The sequence below is a fragment of the Haemophilus sp. HMSC061E01 genome, assembly GCF_001810345.1.
In the GTDB taxonomy this organism is placed as follows: domain Bacteria; phylum Pseudomonadota; class Gammaproteobacteria; order Enterobacterales; family Pasteurellaceae; genus Haemophilus_D.
In genome coordinates, this window is record NZ_KV801016.1 from 70,671 (window position 1) to 89,249 (window position 18,579).

The 18,579-nt window shown below is 38.8% G+C and carries 16 protein-coding genes and 1 pseudogene; 6 read left to right on the forward strand and 11 right to left on the reverse strand.

What is annotated here, in order from left to right:
- The 3 genes from HMPREF2732_RS08780 to trpS all read right to left on the reverse strand — a co-directional run.
- On the reverse strand, positions 1–674 hold a 674-nt coding region (locus HMPREF2732_RS08780), incomplete at its 3' end, for a 4Fe-4S cluster-binding domain-containing protein (RefSeq protein ID WP_070592562.1).
- Between the two features lie 32 nt (positions 675–706).
- The gene (locus HMPREF2732_RS08785) at positions 707–997 is read right to left on the reverse strand and encodes a YfcZ/YiiS family protein (RefSeq protein WP_005697358.1); all 291 of its coding nucleotides are present in this window, start codon (positions 995–997) and stop codon (positions 707–709) included.
- Positions 998–1,052: 55 nt separating this feature from the next.
- On the reverse strand, positions 1,053–2,057 hold the full coding sequence (gene trpS / locus HMPREF2732_RS08790; protein ID WP_049367590.1) for a tryptophan--tRNA ligase: 1,005 nt from the start codon (positions 2,055–2,057) through the stop codon (positions 1,053–1,055).
- A 140-nt stretch (positions 2,058–2,197) separates the two neighbouring features.
- On the opposite strand from trpS, the gene hflD reads away from it, so the two are divergent.
- Complete coding sequence (gene hflD, locus HMPREF2732_RS08795) at positions 2,198–2,821, forward strand: high frequency lysogenization protein HflD (RefSeq protein ID WP_049367623.1); 624 nt, start codon at positions 2,198–2,200, stop codon at positions 2,819–2,821.
- A 16-nt stretch (positions 2,822–2,837) separates the two neighbouring features.
- A complete protein-coding gene (gene purB, locus HMPREF2732_RS08800; protein ID WP_070592563.1) occupies positions 2,838–4,205 on the forward strand; it encodes an adenylosuccinate lyase in 1,368 nt (455 codons plus the stop codon).
- A 94-nt stretch (positions 4,206–4,299) separates the two neighbouring features.
- On the opposite strand, the gene HMPREF2732_RS08805 is transcribed toward purB, so the two are convergent.
- Both HMPREF2732_RS08805 and HMPREF2732_RS08810 read right to left on the reverse strand, forming a co-directional pair.
- Complete coding sequence (locus HMPREF2732_RS08805) at positions 4,300–4,713, reverse strand: PACE efflux transporter (protein WP_014064625.1); 414 nt, start codon at positions 4,711–4,713, stop codon at positions 4,300–4,302.
- Between the two features lie 62 nt (positions 4,714–4,775).
- On the reverse strand, positions 4,776–5,831 hold the full coding sequence (locus HMPREF2732_RS08810; RefSeq protein WP_049371939.1) for an extracellular solute-binding protein: 1,056 nt from the start codon (positions 5,829–5,831) through the stop codon (positions 4,776–4,778).
- A gap of 158 nt (positions 5,832–5,989) precedes the next feature.
- Here HMPREF2732_RS08810 and HMPREF2732_RS08815 point away from each other — a divergent pair.
- Positions 5,990–7,284, forward strand: a pseudogene (locus HMPREF2732_RS08815) (NAD(P)/FAD-dependent oxidoreductase).
- A 52-nt stretch (positions 7,285–7,336) separates the two neighbouring features.
- Here HMPREF2732_RS08815 and asnC read toward each other — a convergent pair.
- Positions 7,337–7,789 (reverse strand): transcriptional regulator AsnC, encoded by a 453-nt coding sequence (gene asnC, locus HMPREF2732_RS08820; protein WP_049367595.1) that lies wholly within the window; start codon positions 7,787–7,789, stop codon positions 7,337–7,339.
- 156 nt (positions 7,790–7,945) lie between these two features.
- Between asnC and asnA the strand changes: the two genes are divergently transcribed.
- On the forward strand, positions 7,946–8,938 hold the full coding sequence (gene asnA / locus HMPREF2732_RS08825) for an aspartate--ammonia ligase (RefSeq protein WP_049367596.1): 993 nt from the start codon (positions 7,946–7,948) through the stop codon (positions 8,936–8,938).
- 64 nt (positions 8,939–9,002) lie between these two features.
- Here asnA and HMPREF2732_RS08830 read toward each other — a convergent pair whose 3' ends face one another.
- The 4 genes from HMPREF2732_RS08830 to glpA all read right to left on the reverse strand — a co-directional run bounded on the left by HMPREF2732_RS08830 (position 9,003) and on the right by glpA (position 14,422).
- Positions 9,003–10,094 (reverse strand): YdcF family protein, encoded by a 1,092-nt coding sequence (locus tag HMPREF2732_RS08830; protein ID WP_049367597.1) that lies wholly within the window; start codon positions 10,092–10,094, stop codon positions 9,003–9,005.
- 70 nt (positions 10,095–10,164) lie between these two features.
- A complete protein-coding gene (glpC, locus tag HMPREF2732_RS08835) occupies positions 10,165–11,442 on the reverse strand; it encodes an anaerobic glycerol-3-phosphate dehydrogenase subunit GlpC (RefSeq protein ID WP_070592564.1) in 1,278 nt (425 codons plus the stop codon).
- 9 nt (positions 11,443–11,451) lie between these two features.
- Complete coding sequence (gene glpB / locus HMPREF2732_RS08840; RefSeq protein WP_070592566.1) at positions 11,452–12,741, reverse strand: glycerol-3-phosphate dehydrogenase subunit GlpB; 1,290 nt, start codon at positions 12,739–12,741, stop codon at positions 11,452–11,454.
- Complete coding sequence (gene glpA, locus HMPREF2732_RS08845; RefSeq protein WP_070592569.1) at positions 12,731–14,422, reverse strand: anaerobic glycerol-3-phosphate dehydrogenase subunit A; 1,692 nt, start codon at positions 14,420–14,422, stop codon at positions 12,731–12,733. Before glpA ends, glpB begins: the two co-directional genes overlap by 11 nt.
- Positions 14,423–14,713: 291 nt before the next feature.
- Between glpA and glpT the strand changes: the two genes are divergently transcribed.
- Both glpT and glpQ read left to right on the forward strand, forming a co-directional pair.
- Positions 14,714–16,153, forward strand: coding sequence for a glycerol-3-phosphate transporter (gene glpT, locus HMPREF2732_RS08850; protein WP_070592571.1), 1,440 nt, complete (start codon positions 14,714–14,716; stop codon positions 16,151–16,153).
- A 93-nt stretch (positions 16,154–16,246) separates the two neighbouring features.
- On the forward strand, positions 16,247–17,332 hold the full coding sequence (glpQ, locus tag HMPREF2732_RS08855; protein ID WP_005697412.1) for a glycerophosphodiester phosphodiesterase: 1,086 nt from the start codon (positions 16,247–16,249) through the stop codon (positions 17,330–17,332).
- A gap of 70 nt (positions 17,333–17,402) precedes the next feature.
- Here glpQ and HMPREF2732_RS08860 read toward each other — a convergent pair whose 3' ends face one another.
- A complete protein-coding gene (locus HMPREF2732_RS08860; RefSeq protein WP_070592573.1) occupies positions 17,403–18,482 on the reverse strand; it encodes a hypothetical protein in 1,080 nt (359 codons plus the stop codon).
- Positions 18,483–18,579: the final 97 nt, after the last annotated feature.

Below are 18,579 nucleotides of genomic sequence, written 5' to 3' on the forward strand. Positions count from 1 at the left end.
TTTGTGTGCATTCGAATAATTTTCAACAACACATCCGGATAGTCTTTCAATAAGGACGCAACCTTTTCCACCAACTTTTCTGCATCAAAAAAATTTGCCACATAAACTAACCGCACTTCTTCCACTTTATTTAATGGTAATAATTTCGCCAAGTTCTTCAAATTGCGATCTAAGTTTTCTTGCTTGATATGTTGGTGAGTGGGGATGATGTTTTTCGGGACAATGCCTTGGCGATTTTGTCTATCAAAGCACAAACTCTGTAAGCCAACTCCTTCTCCTTTCAAATCAAAGAGAAATTTGTCCGTGACATCAATTAAAGGACGAATTACTTCAAATTCAAAGAAACCACTGCTATCTAAATAGCAAGTTAGCCCTTCCTCACGTAGTTTTTGAAACAATGGAACGAGCTTTTTATGATGAATGGTGGGTTCACCGCCAGAAACTGTTACACCACGAATGAAAGGTACTGCATCCATTACTTGCTCATACAAATACTGCAGGCTGACTTGATGAGCGCCTTCTGCATAACGAGGAATAGTTTCTGGATTATGGCAATAAAGGCAGTTTAACTTACAACCTTGTAAGAAAATACTGGTACGATTCCCCTGCCCTTCTACATTAGAAAAAGGAATAATACGATGCAGGGGAACATAAATATCAGAAAGTGCGGTCACAAAAAACGCTATTTTCTAAAGTAAGTTATCACTTACACAAGCTTCATTTGGAAAATCACTAATTCCGCTTGGCAGCAGAATGTGAAAACCGCTTTAAGTACATATCCCTCTTCAACCTGTTGAATTTCAGATTGAATTTGGCAAGGTTCACTTTCTACATCACGTGCTTTTAATGTGAAATATTCCAATGCGCCTTCTGCATCTTGACGAGTCGCGTAAAACTGTTCGATAGGTAAACTACAATCACTGTTATCAAACAATGATTTCATATCGAAAGTATTACAGCCTACACATTCAATTGGTTTTTCAGTTTGAATGGCCATCTTTTTCTCCTTATCTAAAAAAGCCGTGATATAACACGGCTTATTAAGTTTAAAATTATTTTGCAGCAACAAAGCCGACGGCTTCGTACACTTTGGCAAGAGTTTCTTTCGCTCTTGCACGGGCTTTTTCCGCACCTTGACGCAAAATCTCGTCTAAAAGTGCTTCATCGTTACGATATTGATAGAAACGTTCTTGTAAACCCGCAAGTAAGTTTGACACTTCGTCAGCCACGGCTGTTTTTAAGTGGCCGTACATTTTACCTTCAAATTCTTTTTCAAGGTCTGCCACAGATTTATCCGTCACTGCAGAAAGGATATCTAATAAGTTAGACACGCCCGCTTTGTTTTTCACGTCATAACGTACAACAGGCGGTTCATCAGAGTCTGTTACCGCGCGTTTGATTTTTTTCGCCACCGATTTAGGATCTTCAAGCAAAGTCACCACGTTATTACGGTTATCATCGGATTTAGACATTTTTTTATCAGGATCTTGCAAAGACATAATACGCGCACCGGCTTTGCCTAAGAAGATTTCAGGAATCGTGAAAATATCACCATAAAGCGCATTAAAACGAGCGGCAATATCACGGGTGATTTCTAAATGTTGTTTTTGGTCATCCCCTACCGGCACGCTTTTCGCTTGGTAAAGTAAGATATCTGCTGCCATTAAAACTGGATAATCAAATAAACCCACGTTAATATTTTCTGCATAACGTGCTGATTTATCTTTAAATTGAGTCATACGGCTCATTTCACCAAAATAGGTGTAGCAGTTTAATACCCAGCTTAGTTGAGTATGTTCTGGTACATGAGATTGTACGAAGATTGTGCTTTTATTCGGATCAATGCCACAAGCCAAGTAAAGGGCGAGCACATCAAGAGTTGCCTTGCGAAGTGCTACAGGATCTTGACGTACAGTGATGGCATGTAAATCCACCACACAGAAAATACACTCATAATCTTCTTGCATTTTCACCCAGTTGCGAAGTGCACCTAAATAATTCCCGATAGTTAATTCGCCGGAAGGCTGCACGCCACTGAATACAATTGGTTTTGTCATTGGTTATCCTTTTATTCTGTAAACTGAATTGGCGCTATGATAACAAAAGATAAGGCGTTTTTTAATGATTGAGTTCAAAACAATGTGTAAAAATGCTATATTACGCCAAAAATTTCTGCAGCTCACAATTTATAATCCCAATGAAAAATTATAATGATATGGCTCTGGCACTTGCCGGTGTTTGTCAATCAGTCTTATTAATCAGTCAATTAGCACAAAAAGGCGAAGTTGATAACCAAGATGCATTCCAAACAACCATTCATTCTCTCCTCATTACTCAACCCGAAGATACATTAGCCGTATTTGGCGGTGATGTTCAACATCTTAAAGTGGGATTAAACACACTTATCGAGCAACTCACCCAATTAAATGACAAAAATTTATTAAATTATTGGGGCAGCTTGTTAGCGTTAGAGAGCAAATTAAACAAACAACCTGAAATCAAACAAGAACTTGGCCGCCGTATTGCTCGCTTACCGGAACAACTTGCTTATCATGACAATCAATTTGATGATGAGATGTTTTCTATCATGGCAAATATTTATGTCGATACGATTAGCCCTTTAGGCAAACGCATCCACATTATTGGTTCGGCATATCATTTGCAGCAACAAAACGTGCAAGACAAAATTCGTGCGTGTTTACTTGCAGGTATTCGTTCTGCCGTTTTGTGGCGTCAAGTTGGCGGCAGCAAATGGCAACTGTTATTTCATCGTAAAAAATTAGTGCAAGCGGCACGACAACTCTACTTAACTTTAAATTAATCCTTGGAGAACTCTTATGCAACTTTCCGCATTAACCGCTCTTTCCCCGATTGACGGTCGTTATCAAGATAAAGCCTCTGCATTGCGTGGTATTTTCAGTGAATTTGGCTTACTCAAATTCCGTGTCACCGTGGAAGTACGTTGGTTACAAAAATTGGCGGCGACCGCTGAAATCCAAGAAGTTTCTTCTTTGTCTAAAGAAGCAAACGATTACCTTAATAAAATTGTGGAAGAATTCAGTCTTCAAGATGCTGAACGTATCAAAGAAATTGAGCGCACCACGAATCACGATGTAAAAGCAGTTGAGTATTTCTTAAAAGAAAAAAGTGAAGCTTTACCAGAATTAGCCAAAGTCTCTGAATTTATCCACTTTGCTTGTACCTCGGAAGATATTAACAACCTTTCTCATGCCTTAATGTTAAAAACGGCGCGTGAAGAAGTAATCTTACCGGAATGGCAAAAACTGATTGATGAAATCACCCGTCTAGCAAACGAATACAAAACCATCCCATTACTTTCTCGTACACACGGCCAACCTGCCTCACCAAGTACTGTGGGTAAAGAAATGGCGAACGTGGTTTACCGTTTAAAACGCCAATTCAAACAACTCCAACAAAATGAAATCTTGGGTAAAATCAACGGTGCTGTGGGTAACTATAATGCGCATTTATCGGCTTATCCAAATATCAACTGGCATAAATTCAGTGAAGAGTTTGTCACTTCATTAGGTTTAGATTGGAACCCATACACCACGCAAATTGAACCACATGATTACATTGCTGAATACTTTGATGCTGTGGTACGTTTTAATACCATCATTATCGACTTCGACCGTGACTTATGGGGTTACATTGCGTTAAATCACTTTAAACAGCGCACTATTGCAGGTGAAATTGGTTCATCTACCATGCCGCATAAAGTAAATCCTATCGACTTCGAAAACTCAGAGGGCAACTTAGGTTTAGCCAATGCTGTGATGACTCACCTAGCTCAAAAATTACCAATTTCTCGCTGGCAACGTGACTTAACCGACTCTACTGTGTTACGTAACTTAGGTGTGGGTTTAGGTTATTGCTTAATTGCGTATGCCGCAACGCGTAAAGGTATCAGCAAATTAGAAGTGAATGAACAACATCTCCGTGATGAACTCAACCAAAACTGGGAAGTTTTAGCTGAGCCAATTCAAACCGTGATGCGTCGCTATGGTATTGAAAAACCATACGAAAAATTAAAAGAGCTCACTCGTGGGAAACGCGTTGATGAAAAAGCAATGCGTGAATTCATCGAAAAACTGGATATCCCTGCCGATGAAAAAGCACGTTTACAACAACTCACTCCTGCAACCTACATCGGTGCAGCTATTGAGTTGGTGGAAAAACTTTAATAAAGTTTTCATGCCCTAAAAATAAAAGTGCGGTTAAAAACATCTTAGATTTTGACCGCACTTTTTATTCCTTATTCAAACATTTCCTGTTTCATCATTCACGCTTAATAAATAGCAATCGCGCGTGATCATACACCCAATTAAAAATAAAGGTATAAACGGTCACCATCACCGTTAAGCTGAAATCCATCATAAAAGCTGTAATCCAATCCACTTTTAAAAAGTAAGCAATGATCGGCACGGTGAAAATAAGCAAACCGCCTTCAAATGAAATGGCATGTAAAGTACGAAATATGACGCCTCGCTTTTCTCGCGGCCCCGTAAATACTTTATCAAGGAAATAATTAAAGATGAGATTCCATAGCATGGCTGTTAAGGAAACCAGCACCATGGAACCAAATAGAATAGACACACTTTCTTCTGTAAAGAAATACAAAGCGAAAACGGAAAGCAACACAACCGTGGTTTCAAACAAGATTGCGTGAAAAAGTCGCTCAAGAAAACTCATTTGTCATCCTTTACAAAGAAAAAGTGCGGTCAAATTCACCGCACTTTTCATCAATATTTGGATTAATTGGTTTTTAATTTATTCCAATATTTTTCGTAAATGTCCACTGCTTCACCCACATCGCCTTGCATAATGCCTTTTTCAATGTTTTCAGCAGATGGGAACAAGGTTGGGTTATTCGCCATTTCAGGTGAAAGTAACGCTTTCACGCCTTCATTTGGCATTGAGAAGCCCATTTTTTCAACCACTAATTTCGCATTTTCAGGACGAAGTAAGAAGTCGATAAATTTATAAGCGCCCTCTGTATTTTTCGCACCTTTTGGAATCGCGTAGTTATCCATCCAGAAAATCGCGCCTTCTTTTGGATACACAAATTGGATACTTGGATTTTCTTTGTGTGCTAAATAAGCCGAACCATTCCATAACATACCAATAGAGGCTTCACCTTGAACAAACGGTACTTCTGGCGAGTCAGAGTTAAAGGTCACCACATTTGGTAACAATTTCACTAAGCGCTCATAAGCCGCTTTAATGTCTTCTTCATTCGTGGTGTTTGGTGATTTTCCATCTAAAAGTAATGCAATATGGAACACTTCTCGCGCATCACTGGTTAATAATACTTTACCTTTATATTCTGGATTCCAGAAATCAGCCCAACTCGTAATTTTGCTTGGGTCAATATCATCCGCATTCACGCCGATACCGGTTAAGCCATAAACGTAAGGCAGAGAATATTTGTTATTTGGGTCAAATTCCTTGTTTAATAAATTTGCTGGAATTTGTTTAAAATTACTTAATTTGCTGTGATCAAGCTCTTGTAACATACCTTCTTTCGCCATTTTATTAACGTAATAGCTTGATGGGAAAACTAAATCATAACCACTACCTGTACTAGAGGTCAGCTTCAATTTAGCATACATTTCTTCATTACTTTCAAATGTTGAATAAATCACTTCAATGCCCGTTTCTTTGGTAAATTCCGCAACCAAATTAGATGGCACATAGTCAGTCCAGTTATAAACATAAAGTTTTTCAGCAGCAAATGCCGCAGAGGTTGCGACGAATGCGACAGCAGAAAGACAAAGTGATTTAATGTATTGAACAGCATTTTTTTTCAATTTATTGACCTCCTCAGGACAATCAAAATAAACCTTAAGCAATCGTTTACCTATGTAAACTTAGGGAGTATAGCACCTTTTTTGCAAAAGGTTTGACATATTTTCCCATCAGGGTAAGATTTCGTTTATCTCTATTTTATGTTAATCAGTCATCAACTATGCTCGAATTTGCTCATCAAGAACACGTCAAATCTTATTATCTCGATAGTCGAAATCAAACCTTTGAACTACCGCCGCTCACTCAGCAAGAAGAAGCAGATGTTTGTGTCATCGGTGCGGGCTTTTTTGGTTTATCCGCCGCCCTTGAATTAGCGGAAAAAGGCAAAAAAGTGATTGTGCTAGAAGGTGCGAGAGTCGGATTCGGTGCATCAGGCAGAAGTGGCGGTCAAGCCATCAATGGTTTTGAAGAAGGCATTGATGAATATATTGCTCAAGTAGGCTTTGATAAAGCGAAACAACTTTGGGATATGTCACTCGAAGCCATTGATATTATTGATGAACGCATTGCGAAATATGGTATTCAATGTGATTGGAAAAAGGCTATGCTACATTGGCGTTAAATGAACGTCGTATGGACGATCTCATTGAAATGGAAAAGGCCAGCCACGCGACTTTTGGCTATGACAAAATGCAACTTTGGGATAAGGCCAAACTTAAACAACATCTAGGCAGTGATATTTATGTAGGCGGGTTATACGATAGCAATTCTGGCCACCTACACCCATTAAATTATTGCTTAGGCTTAGCAAAAGCCTGCTTGGATTTAGGCGTACAGATTTACGAACAATCGCCTGTTGTGGATTTAGTAGAAAAATCAGGTTGTATTGAAGTTAAAACTGATAAAAGTGCGGTCATTTCTCAAGATGTTATTTTAGCTACCAACGCTTATATTGATGCGTTACCAAAATCCATTCATCGAGGCATTAATCGTAAAATTTTGCCAGTAGAAAGCTTTATTATTGCGACCGAACCCTTAGATCAAGCTACAGCTGATTCCGTGATCAATAATGGCATGTCGGTTTGCGATAATAATATCTTGCTCGATTACTATCGTTTGAGTGCGGATAACCGTTTGTTATTTGGTAGTGACTCGAGTTCTGAAAAAGATATGGTACAGATTATGCGCGGTAATATGTTGCATGTTTTCCCTCAATTGGAAAACGTCAAAATTGACTATGGCTGGGCAGGACCGATTGATATGACACTCAACGCAAGTCCGCATTTTGGTCGTATCTCACCGCACATTTATTTCGCACAAGGCTATTCTGGACACGGCGTCGCACTCACTGGACTTGCTGGACGCATTATTGCCGAAGCGATTTTAGGTAATGACGAACGTTTGAGAATTTTTGAAGGGTTGAAAGTGCCTTCGTTTTACGGTGGAAAATCCCTCAAAAAATTAGCCACCAAGATCGGCACACTCTATTACAAATTCCTCGATCGTTATCGTTAATCAAAAAAAGCAAAGGCGTGTATCAAACACGCCTTTATTGTTTCGATGACATTTAAGGTTTAATGTCTCGTAAAATTGGATTTTGCATGGAAATCAAGGTTTCCGTTGATTGAATCTCATCAATTAACTGGATCTTAGTCGCCAGCACGGAATGTAATTCCGCAATGGTGTGTGTCATTACTTTAATAAAAATCGAATAATTCCCCGTGGTGTAATAGGCTTCCACCACCTCATCAAAGGTGTCGAGCTTTTTAATCACTTTTTCGTAATCTTTTGCGCTTTTCAAAATAATGCCAATAAAGCAGCACACATCATAACCCAGCTTACGCTCATCAATAATCGCTTTTGTGCCTTCAATCAAACCAGACTGACGCATTTTCTCTACACGAACATGAATCGTACCTGGGCTCACGCCAAAGCTTTTCGCCATTTCGGCATAAGGTGTACGCGCATCTTTAGTCAGCACACGGAGAATTTGGCGATCAAGTGTATCGATATTGTTCATAAAACACTCCTTATTAGATCTTTTTCAAAATATCTTCTTTATTTTTGATAATATTCAACATTTAAAACAATGTAAAGAAATTACTTGAAATAATTTGTCATTTTATTGAATAATGCATAACAAATCTTACCAGTTATTATAAAAAGAAGGATAAATATGAAAAAGACGTTTATTTTACAACAACAAGAAATTAGCTTTGTAAAGAACACCTTTACTCAAAACTTGATTGAACAACTTGGCATTATCGAAGTACAAGGTCCAATCCTTAGTGAAGTTGGCAACGGTATGCAAGATAACTTATCAGGCATTGAGAAAGCGGTTCAAGTAAACGTGAAATGTATCCCAAATGCGGTTTATGAAGTGGTTCACTCATTAGCTAAATGGAAACGCCATACTCTCGCTCGTTTCCACTTTAAAGAAGGTGAAGGCTTATTTGTTCATATGAAAGCATTACGTCCAGATGAAGATTCATTGGATCAAACTCACTCTGTTTATGTGGACCAATGGGACTGGGAAAAAGTGATTCCTGAAGGTCGTCGTAACTTTGCTTATTTAAAAGAAACGGTACGTTCTATCTATCGCGCAATCCGTTTAACTGAATTAGCGGTAGAAGCTCGCTTTGACATTCCATCAAGCTTACCGAAAGAAATCACCTTCGTTCACAGCGAAGATTTAGTGAAACGCTACCCGGATTTAAGCAGTAAAGAACGTGAAAACGCCATTTGTAAAGAATATGGCGCGGTCTTCTTAGTCGGTATCGGTGGCAAATTATCAGACGGTAAACCACATGATGGCCGTGCACCAGACTACGATGACTGGACAACTGAATCAGAAAACGGCTACAAAGGTTTAAACGGCGATATTTTGGTGTGGAACTCTGAATTAGGTAAAGCGTTTGAGCTTTCTTCAATGGGTATTCGTGTAGATGAATCTGCATTACGTTTACAAGTTGGTTTAACCGGTGATGAAGATCGCTTAAAAATGGATTGGCACCAAGATTTATTAAACGGAAAATTACCACTCACCATCGGTGGTGGTATCGGTCAATCACGTATGGCAATGCTTTTACTTCACAAAAAACACATTGGTGAAGTGCAATCAAGCGTATGGCCAAAAGAAATGTTAGAACAATATCAACATATTCTTTAATCGAAAGAGAAAATAAAAAAGTGCGGTGAAATTTCACCGCACTTTTGTTTTTTGGAAAGATTAATTAATCTTGCAATGGCCCGCTATTAAACATTGGCAATCCCATGGTTTTTAAGCTGTCACGATAAATACCCAGCAAGTCTTTCTCCGTAATTTTTTGTAACTGATCTAACGGTTTATCTAATGCGGCGACCGTTTCAATCACAAGACCTTGAGGACCAGATTCTTGCGTGGCGATTTCAAATAACGCTTGTCCACGACGAACATGACTACCCGAACTAATCAACACAGCATGTTTGATTTTATGTTTCGCTAAAGAGTAACGAGAGAAAAGCGCATTTTCGACTGTTGAGCGTGCATAGTTATCCGAATAAATACGGCTTGCATCAACGCCTTTCTCAATCAACCATTGCTTCATTAAATCCCCTTCGGTTTTATTGTTTTGTGGCACACCGCCTGTCACAATAATTAACGCATCGGGATTTTGATTCGCAATTTCTAAGGTTTTCTCTAAACGTTGTACCAAAATATCATGCATACTGCCATCTGGGTTTAACGCATAGCCCAATGTAATAATTGCAGATTGTGCCGGTAACTTGGTTTCGAGTTTGTCGGTAATTGGTTGATTAGCTGCTTTGTCAATTACGGCAAAAACTTTCTCTAATTTGCTCGCACTTTCAGGTGAAAGTTGTTTTAAGCGTTCTAAATGTTTTGTCGCTTCCGCTTGATCGCCTTTAAAACGATTCCATGCGGCCAAGTAAGTGTGTGCTTTCACATCATCTGGCGCCACATCAAGCACTTTTTGGTAAAGCTCAATGGCTTTATCTGTATTACCGTTATAAATATTGGCGTTCGCTGCACCAAACAAAAAATCCACACGATAAGGCTCAAGCTTATATGCTTCTAATAAAAGATCCGCAATACGCTCCATATTGGAAGGAAGTTTCGCGGTAAAACCTGCATTTGAAACACGAGCCGGTGAGTTTTGGATTTTCACTGCTTGTTCAAGCAACTCATCCACAACCTGTCTTTGAGTAAGAAGTTGTTGATAATTTAATTGAGGCTCAAGCACTTTCACTTCTGCCGTGCTGGCGAAGCTGTTTACTGCAAGAGATGAAAGCACAGCAAGTAAAGAAACCTTGAAGATTTTTTGCATAATTAATTCTCCATATTGGATTGAATAACAAAAAGAGCGGTCACTTTTTTATCAGTTTCCGCTCTTTTCACTAAGCTTGATTCATCGACATACACAATAACGTCAATGGATGGATACAAGTCACGTTAGATGACATATCGATCTGCCATTTACAAGTTTGGCATTCAGAAATCACGTAATCAAATCCACCTGCATTGATGTTATCGAATAAGTTTTTACCGATAGATTGGGAAACCTCGTAGTTTTCTTCTTTGAAACCGTATGTTCCTGCAATACCACAACATTGTGATGGTAACATCACAACTTCTAAACCTGGAATTTGTTTTAACACTTCCAAGGTGTATGGTGCCCAACCTGCTTTATCCACGTGACATGCAGTGTGATAAGCCACACGCAATTTGAGTGGTTTAAGTGGTAAGGTTTTACCTTCTTTAAAGAGTTGATATAAGAATGGTGTAACCATGTGAATATGCGGACGAACCTTGGCATTGTCGATACCTAAAATATGATGATATTCATCACGTAAATTTAGGGAACAACTTGATGCTTCACTGATCACATCTAAGCCATTTTCATCCACCATTTTGCTGATGTAATCGGTATTAAATTGTGCGATTTTTTTCGCACGTTCTGGGAATTGGTTCACGCTCAATGGCAAACCACAGCATTTTTCTTTTTCCAATAACACCACACCAATGTCCATAGCATTGAACACTTGAATAAATTCTTTACCTAATTGTGGATTATTGTAGTTCACATAACAGCCGTGATAATACGCCACTTTGCGTTCAAATTTTTGTTGGCTTTCCACCATTTTCTTCATATACCAGCTACGGAACGTACCAAAGGAATATTTTGGTAACGTACGATGACGGCTGATTTTTAACGCTTTTTCCAACACAAATTTTGTTGCTTTCAAACCGGTGATGGTATTAACAATCGGCGCAAGTGGTGTATTAAGTGACCCCATAATATCGGTGTTACTTAAAATCGCATCACGTAATTTTTGCACGGCTGGTTTGTGTTGTTGAGCAAGGTATTTATTTCTTGCACGAACGATAATGTCACCAATTTTCACATCAGACGGACACGCAATTTCACAACGTTTACAGTTAGTACAGTATTTCAATGCTTCATCATAAAGTTCGGCTGATTTTAAGCGCAAACGCTCACCATCTGGGCCTGATTGTTTTGGACCTGGATAGTTTGGATTTTGACGCGAAACCGGACATACTGCAGTACACGCCGTACATTTAATGCAGCTCTCAAAGCTTTCATCAAATGCATGATGATGTTGTGGCGCATTAAGGGATTGTTTTGCATTATCAATTAATTGTTGAATGTTCATAACGCCTCCTTAATGTGTGTTGTGAAGAATTTCATCAGCAACAGCAAGCGCTGTTACCACTGCTACGCCAGAACCACAACCAAGCTCTAGGGCATTGAAACCACCAATCACATTACCCACCGCATATAAATTCGTTAAAAATTGACCGCCCTTTTGAACTTGGCATTGCGCATTAATCGCCACACCTGCAGATTGATACGGTTGTGGATTAGAGAAACGGTGATCAGTCCAAGTAAAGCGATCCGTATCGTTAAAACCTTCCACACCGATGATGTCAGAATGGAATACGGGTTCGTAGATTTTATCGAATTCAGAAACTAAACCTTTACTGAAGAAACTGCCAGAAGCTAAGACAAAATGTTCTGCTGTGATTTCTTCCTCTTCGTGCAAACGCGTTTGAATTGCACGAACTTTGTTGCCATGAAAATGTGCTTTTAATGCGCTATCACCATTCATCATGAGTCCGCCTAATTTCTCAAAACGATGGCGTAATTGAATACGTTGACGCATACCTAATAAAGACGGTGGTAAAGTTGGCAATTCAAATAATGGCAAGCCAGTTGCTTTGCGAAGTGATTCCATAAACTCTTGATTTTCTAAACCGAAACAAGCTGGTAAGAAAATTGCTTCTGTGCCTTTTGCTGCTTCTTTCATTTCAGCCACAAGATCATCAAATTTCAGTTTATATTCTAAAACTTGTGCAATGTTCACACTGCGGAACTCACGAGAGTTTGCACGTAACTGATCTAATTCTGGAATATTTAAAAAGCCTGTTTTTACTTCACAATGTGCAAACTGTGGATTCAGCGTGAGGTTATCTGCCAATAATTCTGGTTGGAAATCGTGATAGCCTTCAATGCCTAAAACCGCAATTTTTTTATAAGGGAATGGGGTTTCGCCTTGCACGGTTGGCACGCTATTTGGTGAAAGCCATGCACCGCGTAAACTACCTAAACCCGTTACGCGAAGATGATTTTCTGCGGTTGAACCAACTAAATCTAAATTTAACGACTCCGCTAATTTTTCGAAATCTTGCGCTTTCGCTAATACGCGTTCAGCACCCATAATGCTATAAGGGTGTTGTGGTAATTGAGCTGCAAGTGCGGTCAAATTTTCAGGAATATTTTTAACAAACGCACCATTTGGTAAACGGCTTAATAAATCTAATGAGCCGGATGCAAAATCAATCGCCGCTTGGCCGTTATTAATAATGACACAACGTTTGCCTTGTTCTTGTAGGGCGATGCCGCAAGTTAAACCTGCAAGACCGCCACCAATAATCACTACATCAAAATTCATTGTTATCCGTCCCTTGCTGTTTGTCAGTTTCAAGCGGTTGAACATCATTTAAGCCCAACACACTGCCATACATCCATGAAGTAAATTCGGCTTCACGAATCGCCTCACCCCATGCAATAGGCTCAATACCGCGCCAACGCTCTTCCATGAAAGCGGTTAATTGAGTGGTCGATTGACGAGGTGTTGCCACTTCAAAACGGTTCATTAAACCCGCTGCACGACATGCGCAAAGCTCAGCTTGGCAAGTCCCCATACCCACACGAGTACGGCGACGTAAATCCACTAAGTTATTCACATTTAATTCATCAACGGCATAACGTACTTCACCCGCTGTCACGGCTTCACATTCGCACACCATTGAACGATCGAGACGTTCTTTATCTAATAAGCGAGTGGCACGAGAACCATGACGATACACCGCTGAATAACGAATCGTACTTGGAAGTGAAATGACTTTCTGATTGGTTTCTGCACGGCTTTCGCTTGAACCCGGTAATGGACGCTCAGCTGTTGTACAACGTGCTGTTTTATTGAGTTTTTTACAAACAAGATCCGTTGCCCATTCTGCCATTAAGCGATATGTCATTAATTTACCACCTGTGATGGTAATAAAGCCATCTAAGCCGTCACGTTCTGCGTGGTCAAGTAACACGATACCACGACTCACATTACGACCAGATGGGTCATCATCAGACGCCACTAACGGACGTACACCGGCATAAGCACGTAATACACGAGTATGACGCAAGCTTGGTGCGAGTTTTTCCCCTTCACGGAAAAGAATATCCACTTCTTCAGGGGTCACTTCCATGTTATCAATTTGATCGTAAGGAATTCGGCTAGAGGTTGTACCAATAACACAAATGGTATCACCTGGAACGAGAATATCCGCATCCGCCGGTTTACGACAACGGTTAATCACCATTTTGTTGATGCGGTGCCCCATGACAAGTAATGCACCTTTCGCTGGGAACATTTTAATTTTAAGATCCGCATATTCTGCGATGCCTTGTCCCCAAATACCACCAGCATTGACGACTAATGGCGCAAAGAATTTGCGATTTACGCGATTTTTGTGATCGTAAACATCTACACCGATTACTTTGCCACCTTCGCGAATTAAGTTTTTCACTTCGCAATAAGTGAACATTTTTGCACCGTTTTCAGTCGCGTCCATCACGTTGGAGGCGGTTAAACGGAAAGGATCGATTGAACCATCAGGCACAACAACGGCACCGACTAAATCTGGGTTTACCGATGGTTCCATAATTTGAGCAAGTTTAGGATCAATGGCGACAGCTTCAATACCAGATTTGGTACAACTTTCAATGAAGGTTTTTTGATAATCAAGGGAATCTTCAGGTAAGGTGATAAATAAACCTTCTGTTTCATCCACACAGTGACGAGCGATATTGCGCAGAATTTTATTTTCTTTAATACATTCTTCTGCTGATTCCTGATCGTTCACGGCATAACGCGCACCACTATGTAACAAACCGTGGTTACGACCTGTTGCGCCTGTCGCAATATCACGACGCTCTAATAAAATACAGTTAATTCCACGCAATGCACAGTCACGAGCAATCCCCGCACCTGTCGCACCGCCACCAATGATAATCACATCCGTCGAGATAGGTGAAAAATCACCCACATCACGATACATATTAGGCGATAATCCCATTGTTACCCCCAAAGCCAAAATATTAATAAAAAGAAACGTAAAAACTGTTACAAATTCCATGGCTATTGTATGGGAGAGCGGTTAAATTCACAACATTCTGAGCGAAAAAGAAAGCTATTTTGTGAGATAGATCACACAATTTTCGAATTCGCTCATTTGTTAAAAAATATTTTGTGAAATGCATCACATTTTTGAATTATTTCTCTTTTTAATTTCTATTTTTATTTTATCATGCACGCTATCCCCATCATGGGGGTGGACTCATAATTAAAATGATTTTGGAGAGAAATTATGTTTGGACCATTTAAACCCGCTCCGCATATAGCGGAACTTCCAGCGGAGAAAATTGATTCCACGTATAAACGCTTACGTTGGCAAGTGTTTGCAGGGATCTTCTTTGGTTATGCCGCTTACTATTTTGTACGTGCAAACTTTGACTTGGCACAACCTGGTTTAATTCAAGCCGGCTTGTACTCAAAAGCGGAATTAGGTGTTATCGGCTCAGCGGCCGGTCTTGCCTATGGTTTATCTAAGTTCGTAATGGCAGGTATGTCTGACCGTTCGAACCCTCGCGTATTCTTACCATTTGGTTTATTGCTTTCTGGTCTTTGTATGACCATGATGGGTTTATTCCCATGGGCAACCTCTGGCATTGCCATCATGTGGGTAATGATCTTCTTAAATGGTTGGTTCCAAGGTATGGGTTGGCCTCCATGTGGTCGTACAATGGTACACTGGTGGTCTAAATCAGAACGCGGTACTATCGTATCTATCTGGAATACCGCGCACAACATCGGTGGTATGATGCCGGGTGCAATGGTGCTATTAGCAAGTGCCGTGTTCTTCAGCACTCATGGTATCGAAGCACAAGCAAAAGACATTTGGCAACAATCCCTCTACTATCCGGGTATTGCTGCAATGATCTGTGCAATTCCAGTTTACTTCGTGATGCGTGATACTCCACAATCTTGTGGTTTACCATCAATCGAAAAATGGCGTAATGACTACCCAGATGACTATAACGAAAAAACTTACGAAAACGATTTAAGCACAAAAGAAATCTTCGTAACTTATGTATTGAAAAACAAATTGTTATGGTACATCGCGATTGCTAACGTATTCGTATACTTAATCCGCTACGGCGTATTGAAATGGTCTCCGGTTTACTTAAGTGAAGTAAAACACTTCAACATCAAAGGTACCGCATGGGCTTACACCATTTATGAATTAGCAGCAGTTCCAGGTACATTATTATGTGGTTGGGTATCAGATAAAGTCTTCAAAGGTAAACGTGGTTTAACCGGTTTCATCTTCATGATCTTAACTACAGCAGCAGTTGTAGCATACTGGATGAACCCAGCTACACCAGAAGCTGAGCTTGCAAACTACTCAGCTTGGTATGAAAACCCATATCAATTAACTGACTTCGTATTAATGACCTTAATCGGTTTCTTAATCTACGGTCCTGTAATGTTAATCGGCTTACACGCTCTTGAGCTTGCACCGAAAAAAGCAGCTGGTACAGCAGCAGGTTTCACCGGTTTATTCGGTTACTTAGGCGGTACAGTATCAGCATCAGCTGTTATCGGTTGGGCAGCACAACACTATGGCTGGGACGGCGGTTTCTACGTCATGATCGGTGGTGGTGTCTTAGCGGTGTTATTACTCTTCATCGTAATGGTTGAAGAAGGTAAACATAAAGCTAAATTAGGTGATACCTACGGTAAATAATCTATAAATTAAAGGCGACAGGCGAAGGCTTGCCGCCTTTTTTATTACAAAAAACAACTGAATTTTTAACCGCACTTTCAAGGAGAACACACCATGAAACTCAAAACTTTAGCGCTTTCTTTATTAGCTGCAGGCGTACTTGCAGGATGTAGCGCACACTCTTCTGTGGACACTATGAAATCAGACAAAATTATCATTGCTCACCGTGGTGCAAGTGGTTACTTACCAGAGCATACGCTTGAATCTAAAGCGCTTGCATTTGCACAACACGCAGACTACTTAGAACAAGACTTAGCGATGACAAAAGATGGTCGTTTAGTTGTTATCCATGACCACTTCTTAGACGGCTTAACTGATGTCGCGAAAAAATTCCCTAATCGTCATCGTAAAGATGGTCGTTACTATGTAATCGACTTCACCTTAAAAGAAATTCAAAGTTTAAATATGACTGAAAACTTTGAAACTAAAGACGGTAAACAAGTTGCAGTATATCCGGGCCGTTTCCCACTTTGGAAATCACACTTCAAAATCCATACTTTTGAAGATGAGTTAGAATTTATTCAAGGTTTAGAAAAATCAACTGGTAAAAAAGTGGGTATCTACCCTGAAATCAAAGCACCTTGGTTCCACCACCAAAACGGCAAAGACATTGCAGTTGAAACCCTTAAAGTGTTGAAAAAATACGGTTACGACAAGAAATCTGACATGGTTTACTTACAAACCTTCGACTTCAATGAGTTAAAACGTATCAAAAACGAATTGCTACCAAAAATGGGCATGGATTTAAAACTTGTTCAATTAGTGGCATACACCGACTGGCATGAAACTGAAGAAAAAGATGCGAAAGGCAAATGGGTGAACTACGATTACGATTGGATGTTCAAACCAGGCGCAATGGCAGAAGTGGTAAAATATGCTGATGGTGTTGGTCCAGGCTGGTACATGTTAGTGGATAAAGAAAAATCTAAACCAGGCAATATCGTATACACCCCATTAGTGAAAGAACTTGCACAATACAAAGTGGAGTTACACCCATACACCGTGCGTAAAGATGCGTTACCTGAATTCTTCACTGATGTAAATCAAATGTACGATGCGTTATTGAATAAATCTGGTGCAACTGGTGTATTCACCGACTTCCCAGATACTGGCGTTGAGTTTTTGAAAAAACAAAAATAATACGTAAGTAAAAGTAATAAAAAGAGCGGTCAAAATTTGTTGTGATTTTTGACCGCTCTTTTCATTTAACCTATAGTTCAAAGGGAGCTTTTTTTCCCATAAATTTGATATCTTCAGATGTCAAATTTAAGCATTTAGAAAAATCCAATTCATGATTATTAGAACTTCGGTCACCTATCTTTTCAAAATTATCTGGGCAGATTACTCTTACATCCCCAATATTAAATATAAGATATCCATTGATATAATAATTTTCTATGCCAGCTATATTCTTATGAATTTTAATAGAATAATCAGCATTAAAGAAATCTAAAATATCTTTATTTTTTACTAAATACCATCCATTTTCTGATGAAGTTTGAGCTATGCCTATAGGCTTCAACATAATCCGTTGTAAATTAAATTTATTTCCTACAGCAGATAGTAATAAAAACAGTAAAATATAAAGCATACACAAAAATGATAAATAGCTTTTCCAATCTAAATCACACATACCTATAGAGACAAAATTCCCAAACATTAGAAATAGCAAAAAACAAAAAACCAAAATGCAAAACAATAAATAACTATCACTTAATGAATCAGAGAAAATAAAAATACAAACAACAACAAGAAAAGGTGACAAAAAATGAAGAATTGAATAAACTAACAAAATAATTTTATTTTTAACAGATGAAACACTATTAAAAGAATAAAAACAAAAACCAACTAAAAAATACAAAGAAACTAATAAATAAGAAACAATTATTTTTGATTCATTATCTAATTCACCAGGGCCGGAAAGGAAAATAATACTCCAGAAAGCTAACACTGAAATTGGTTGCAATACCGTATATATCGCTTTATTACTTTCAACAAATATAAAAAAACCATCCCCTCTATTAAAGGAAAGTCTTAACAAAAAACCAAAAAAACATACTGATGAAATACATAAAAAAAACAATAAAAAAAAGTATATAACTATAGAAAATACTACATGAGGATAAAAACTAATCTGTGTAAAAACACCTAGTTTACCTATATTTTTTAAATAAATGAAAATATACAAAAAACCAGAAAATGATAAAAGCACAGCAAATATTGACCATTTATCATAAAAAAACTTAAAGATATTTCTTTTTTTAGCATTGGATTTATACTTATCAACCATAATAATATCAATTTAAATTTATAGACAAAACAAAATAGAAGATAAATTAATTATCTATTATTCTTCCACTAATTAAATTTTACTTTAGAATTTCTAA